General features: G+C 40.3%; 6 protein-coding genes and 7 tRNA genes. 5 read left to right on the top strand and 8 right to left on the bottom strand.

The window, feature by feature from the left end; genetic code table 11:
• Nucleotides 1-127: 127 nt before the first annotated feature.
• Both KQI87_RS01615 and KQI87_RS01610 read left to right on the top strand, forming a co-directional pair.
• The gene (locus tag KQI87_RS01615; protein WP_216458627.1) at nucleotides 128-1,867 is read left to right on the top strand and encodes an ABC-ATPase domain-containing protein; all 1,740 of its coding nucleotides are present in this window, start codon (nucleotides 128-130) and stop codon (nucleotides 1,865-1,867) included.
• Between the two features lie 557 nt (nucleotides 1,868-2,424).
• Nucleotides 2,425-3,189: a FadR/GntR family transcriptional regulator gene (locus KQI87_RS01610; protein WP_216458626.1), complete on the top strand. Its 765-nt coding sequence runs from the start codon at nucleotides 2,425-2,427 to the stop codon at nucleotides 3,187-3,189.
• 181 nt (nucleotides 3,190-3,370) lie between these two features.
• Here KQI87_RS01610 and KQI87_RS01605 read toward each other — a convergent pair whose 3' ends face one another.
• Nucleotides 3,371-3,679 carry a DUF6809 family protein gene (locus KQI87_RS01605; RefSeq protein WP_216458625.1) on the bottom strand — a complete coding sequence of 103 codons (309 nt, stop codon included), beginning with the start codon at nucleotides 3,677-3,679 and terminating at the stop codon, nucleotides 3,371-3,373.
• A gap of 94 nt (nucleotides 3,680-3,773) precedes the next feature.
• Between KQI87_RS01605 and KQI87_RS17440 the strand changes: the two genes are divergently transcribed.
• From KQI87_RS17440 to KQI87_RS01595, 3 genes are all read left to right on the top strand, one after another.
• Nucleotides 3,774-3,884 carry a DUF6783 domain-containing protein gene (locus KQI87_RS17440; RefSeq protein ID WP_441039269.1) on the top strand — a complete coding sequence of 37 codons (111 nt, stop codon included), beginning with the start codon at nucleotides 3,774-3,776 and terminating at the stop codon, nucleotides 3,882-3,884.
• Nucleotides 3,885-4,037: 153 nt separating this feature from the next.
• A complete protein-coding gene (locus KQI87_RS01600) occupies nucleotides 4,038-4,238 on the top strand; it encodes a ribbon-helix-helix domain-containing protein (RefSeq protein ID WP_216458624.1) in 201 nt (66 codons plus the stop codon).
• A 382-nt stretch (nucleotides 4,239-4,620) separates the two neighbouring features.
• Nucleotides 4,621-4,833: a FeoA family protein gene (locus tag KQI87_RS01595; protein WP_216458623.1), complete on the top strand. Its 213-nt coding sequence runs from the start codon at nucleotides 4,621-4,623 to the stop codon at nucleotides 4,831-4,833.
• 147 nt (nucleotides 4,834-4,980) lie between these two features.
• Here KQI87_RS01595 and KQI87_RS01590 read toward each other — a convergent pair.
• From KQI87_RS01590 to KQI87_RS01560, 7 genes are all read right to left on the bottom strand, one after another.
• A tRNA-Leu gene (locus KQI87_RS01590) sits at nucleotides 4,981-5,067 on the bottom strand.
• A 3-nt stretch (nucleotides 5,068-5,070) separates the two neighbouring features.
• Nucleotides 5,071-5,143 (bottom strand) — tRNA-Val (locus KQI87_RS01585).
• A 38-nt stretch (nucleotides 5,144-5,181) separates the two neighbouring features.
• A tRNA-Asp gene (locus KQI87_RS01580) sits at nucleotides 5,182-5,255 on the bottom strand.
• A 15-nt stretch (nucleotides 5,256-5,270) separates the two neighbouring features.
• A tRNA-Ile gene (locus KQI87_RS01575) sits at nucleotides 5,271-5,344 on the bottom strand.
• A gap of 4 nt (nucleotides 5,345-5,348) precedes the next feature.
• A tRNA-Thr gene (locus KQI87_RS01570) sits at nucleotides 5,349-5,421 on the bottom strand.
• A 49-nt stretch (nucleotides 5,422-5,470) separates the two neighbouring features.
• Nucleotides 5,471-5,542: transfer RNA gene (locus KQI87_RS01565), tRNA-Glu, on the bottom strand.
• A 33-nt stretch (nucleotides 5,543-5,575) separates the two neighbouring features.
• Nucleotides 5,576-5,648 (bottom strand) — tRNA-Asn (locus KQI87_RS01560).
• Nucleotides 5,649-5,692: the final 44 nt, after the last annotated feature.

Raw genomic sequence — 5,692 nt, 5'->3', positions numbered from 1 at the left:
AGCCCAAGGAGGTATCCCGCTATACCGATTGCTCTTAACATTCTAACAGCTTAAGCAACAAGATGGATAATTCCTTACTGGCTGTAAGGGATATTAACCATAAATATATTGTAATAGGAGGTTCCCCATGAATCATTCAGAAGAACTGCGACAGCAGCTCCATTCCATAAATCGAAAAAGTTACCCTGCATATAAAAGTCTGAAAGGAGTCTATCAGTTTGGAAATTATCTCCTCTCCATCGACCATGTTCAGGGCGACCCTTTCGCATCTCCCTCTCATGTAAGCGTTCAGATTTCTCACAAAAATGCCCGATTTCCCGAAGAATATTACAAAGATCCTCTCACCCGGACAACTCTCTGTGATTATCTCACACGTCAGTTTGAAAAGCAGATCAATCATTTCAGTTTCCGCGCCAAAGGCTCCGGCAAAAGCGGACTGATCACTGTCAGCCACTGCAGTCAGGAAGTTCTCTCAAGAACAGCCTGTGAAATAAATGAAAAAGAAATCACTGCCCGTTTTTTTGTAGGATTTCCTGCTAACGGACGAACTATCAACGCCACAGAACTGGAAAAGATTCTTTTTGACTTTCTGCCTGTATGTATCCAGAAATCGTTCTTCTATTCCAGCCTGAATGCACAGGAATTACGTAACTATATTGAACTCGCTGAAGATCAGGATTTTATCCGTCATGAACTGTCTAAACGAAATCTCTGTGCCTTTGTCGCAGACAATTCCATCCTCCCCAGGGAAAGCGGTATTTCCTCCCGTCCAATGAAGGACTCCATTCCGTTTACCGCTCCCGAAAGTCTGTGTATTTCCATGAATCTTCCACACAAAGGAGCCATTACCGGAATGGGCATTCCGAAAGGAATCACTCTGATCGTTGGCGGCGGTTATCATGGCAAATCCACACTTCTGAATGCTCTTGAGCTTGGTATATATAACCATATCCCGGGGGATGGACGCGAATATGTGATCACAGATGACACAGCCGTCAAACTTCGTTCTGAAGATGGTCGTTTCATCAAAGATGTTGATATTTCCCTGTTCATTAATGATCTTCCAAATAAAAAAAATACTCTTTGTTTCTCCACCCTGGATGCCAGCGGCAGCACTTCTCAGGCAGCCGGTATTGTAGAGAGCATGGAAGCCGGCAGTCATCTTTTTCTTCTTGATGAAGATACCTCTGCCACAAACTTTATGGTCCGTGATACTTTTATGCAACAGGTGATTAAGCGTGAAAAAGAGCCGATCACTCCATTTCTGGAGCGTGCCCGTGACCTCTACGAAAAAGCCGGTATCTCCACGATCCTGGTTGCAGGAAGTTCTGGTGCGTTCTTTCATATTGCAGACACAGTCATTCAGATGGACAACTACATTCCAAAAGATATTACTGCGACTGTCAAAAAACTCTGCAGTCAGTATCCTCTGCCCACTGTTCAGGCTTCGGAATTCCATCTTCCGCAAAGTCATCGAATCATGACTAAAGCAACTGTACCTTCTAGTCGTCCTCAGCATAATGGTCATAAACATGGATCTGATTCCTCTTCCAGACCTGAGCGTCTGAAAACCAAAGTTTCCAAAACAGATGGTTTCTCTCTTGGCAGACAGGAAATTGATCTTCGCTATACAGAACAGCTGATCGACACCGAGCAGACTGCTGCATTAAGTCTCCTGCTGAAATACGCAGTTGAACACCTGATAGATGGTAAACATACTCTGCCGGAAATTGTAAAATATCTGCAAAAAAACCTCACATTGCATGGCCTGTCATTCTTTGCAGATAACCAGAATATTGCCTGCGGCTATGCCGTCCCAAGACTTCAGGAGATTTATGCCTGCTTCAATCGATACAGACGCCCTTAACTTAAAATAAGCATGTTTACCAGATTTTTACACCTGTATATATAACAAAATCACCGCTTCTCCGGCGATCTTGTCGGTTAAGCGGTGATTCACTGTTCATTTTACACTTTTTAGGGAAAGGAAAGATTTTCTCTTAAGGTCTGTCATTTCCTTAAGATGTAAATATCATAACTTATAAATGTGAGAGAAATTTGTCTAATTTCTAATAAAAGTATAAAATTTATTAAAAAATAGCAAAAAATGTTGATTTTACAGGATTCTTGCACATATGTGTCAAAATATCCTACAGGATAGTGATGTATAAACAGCAACATCCAAAATGCTGACACATCTGGAATTTTGCAAGAATCGGTTGCATCTATCTTTTAATCCGTTATAATATTAAATAAATGATTGCTGTTCACATACCACTATTCCGCGACATACAGCGCAGCTTTATGCGATCATCATAAAGCCTGTGTATTGCGAATCATATTACCGTGTGTAGAGTGAACAGTGACAATAACTGTATACCTGTATTCAGATATACAATGAAATGTTAAGAAAGAGGAAAATAGATGTTTAGAAAAATAGATAAAACCAGCACATTTAACGATGTTCTGACACAGATCATCGAGAAAATACAGAACGGTGAACTGAAACCGGGAGATGCACTTCCGGCAGAACGTATTCTGGCCGAAGAATTTGGCATTTCCAGACCAGCACTGCGCGAAGTACTGAAAGCTCTTTCCCTGCTTGGAATCACAGTCAGCGTACATGGTGGTGCCAATTATATTGCAGCAGATCTTCGCAACTGTCTCACTGAACCGTTATCCATTCTGTTTCAGATGTATAACAGTAAGATTCAGGATGCATTACAGCTTCGAGGTGCACTGGAAAGTAAAGCTGCTTTTCTTGCTGCCCAGAACTGCACACCACTAGATGCTGCAGAACTTCAGCTCATCATCGCCAAACTGGACAGTACCCAGGATGAAAAAATCCGCGGTGATCTGGACCGTGACCTGCACCTGAAGATTGCACAGATTTCCGCCAATCCATTGATTCTGAGTGTACTAAACGCTTCCTCACAGCTTACCGAGAATATGATCACGGGAATCCGCTCCTATTTCATGCAGAAGAACAGTACAGCACCAGAAATAGACTCTCAGCATGCACGGCTCGTCCATGCCATCACCGAAAAGGATTCTTCTCTCGCCGAGAAAGTTATGAATGAACATATGCATACAATTGAGCGTCTTTTAGGAGAGATCAGCATCGATGAACTTATAAACTCAGATACGCTCAATGATAATACCCCTGCAACTAATTCAGATCCCGTTTAATAGAGAATCTTTCAATCTGTACTAATTTATCTGATCCAAATCCAATTGGTTCAAGCATCTGTTTTGCAATTTATTTAAAAATTATATTTAAAACCAATAATATCAGATACTATATTTATCAGTATCTGATATTATTAATTTACTGATATTCTTTTATCCTTGTCTTAATTCTCTTTTTCTATCATCTGTCTTTTCCATCATCTGCTTCTTCAGACAAAATCTCACACATCAATCTGGCACCTGTTTTAAATCCTACTGCAAAACTCTCCTCCAGTTCCTGTGGATAAATTTCCAGTTGTTTATCCATTAATAAGTCCAGTTCCCCTGCCAGATCTTCGCTCAGTTTATCTCTGAGCTCCCGATAACATTGATAGGCAGCTTCTTTTTTCTCTTTGCACAGATTTCCTGCGATCTTTGTCACCATTTTACTATCTGTCCCACCATTTTCATTCATGTACACATCGTACAATTTCTGGATCACACTTTTCATAAATTTTATTCTTGCTCTCTAAAACATTTAATCAGGCGGATAAAATTTATCCACTTCCGCATACTGATAATATAAGCATTCCCCGTTTTAGAGCGTGTTTGAAAAATCATTCCCAAAATCTCCCAAAAATTGTGACGCACATCTTGCAGAAAGCCTTTTTCAAACATGCTCTAGCGCTTATAAACAGCATTTCTTCGTATTATAACACTAATAAATATTATAAATTTGTGTTATATCAATGTCAACAAAATGTGATTATACTTTATATTATAACGTTATAGTTGTTACTGTTCATCTTTTATACAGTAACACACTTCCTGATGCATCAGAAGAATCATATTATACAGGAGGGATACTTATGCCAAACAATGAATTATTTATTGTCCGGCCAAAATCTGCTGATAAAAAAGAGGATAAATCTATTACTATGACCATTCGTCTTGAACGTGAACTTCAGGAAGAATATGATAAATTATCTGCCAAAAGCGGACGTTCCAGAAATGAGCTAATGTGCATGGCTCTTCGCTATGCTCTTAACAATCTGAAATTTGTAGAATAAATTCTATCAATTATAATTGGTATATCATCAACCATTAATATTTCTGGCAGCCCTTTACAACATTCCTGCGTAATTTTGTCTATTCGACCTTGGAATGTTCCTGGAAATATCTGAATAAATGAATAGTTATTCAATTATTGTATAAAATAATGTTATAATTGACGAACTGGCACTTGTAGATATACAATTATTTCAACAATAGAAACAAATTATCTGACATTAACTTTTAGTAGTTTTATGGTAATCCGTTTCCATGTGTCTCTGTCAATTTCAGGTATCTGTTTACGTATACCTGCACCAGGTAAACATTACTGTTTACTCTGTTCTCAGCAACAGGTAAGCTCTATTTACCCGTCTTATTTTATGCAAGGAGGTTGTTTTTATGCATTCATTATCAAAATCCAGTCAGGGAAACACTTACACAATTAAATGGATGTTCGGACTGCCAGAAGTTATGAAAGCTATGCGCGATATGGATATCCACGAAGGCAGCACGATCCGTGTTCTCCAGAAATTCCACGACTCATTGATCATTTCCTCTGCAGATCGTAAGATTGTTCTCGGAAATGAAGTCGCAGACAGAATACAGGTATAAATTGTAAAAAGTAAAGCAGATGTGCTTATCCTTGTTATTGATCTAACATTGATATTCGCATCTGCTTTATTTTTTCGGCAAATATGTCCAATAAGCAAAAAAATAAGAGAAACGCTGTAAAATCAACGTTTCTCTCACTTAAAATCATGCCGCAGACCGGAATCGAACCGGTACGGGAGTATAAGTCCCGCAGGATTTTAAGTCCTGTGCGTCTGCCAGTTCCGCCACTGCGGCATATGGAACCTATAGGGCTCGAACCTATGACCCTCTGCTTGTAAGGCAGATGCTCTCCCAGCTGAGCTAAGATTCCATAAAAAGCAATTAGTAAATTCGTCAGCCAATTGCTAACGACCCAGAAGAGACTCGAACTCTCGACCTCCGCCGTGACAGGGCGGCGCTCTAACCAACTGAGCCACTGGGCCAAAATAATTGAAAAGTGGACCTTCGGGGACTCGAACCCAGGACCGACCGGTTATGAGCCGGTTGCTCTAACCAACTGAGCTAAAGGTCCAAAAAGCCGATGATCGGACTCGAACCGATAACCTGCTGATTACAAATCAGCTGCTCTGCCAATTGAGCCACATCGGCATGTTGTAACAGAATCAAGCCACAAAAATCTCATTTTCCATTATTTAAATGACTCCAAGGGGATTTGAACCCCTGTTACCGCCGTGAAAGGGCGGTGTCTTAACCGCTTGACCATGGAGCCAAAAATTAAATTGTAAATACTCGTTTCCGAGAACTCCCCCTGTTGGACTCGAACCAACGACACTGCGGTTAACAGCCGCATGCTCTACCGACTGAGCTAAGGAGGAATAAAGGTTTGCACCTTCAAAACTACATACATGTTGACATTTCC

The organism is Blautia sp. MSJ-9 (assembly GCF_018919065.1).
Classification (GTDB): domain Bacteria; phylum Bacillota; class Clostridia; order Lachnospirales; family Lachnospiraceae; genus Blautia_A.
This window is presented reverse-complemented; position numbering and strand designations above follow the sequence as displayed.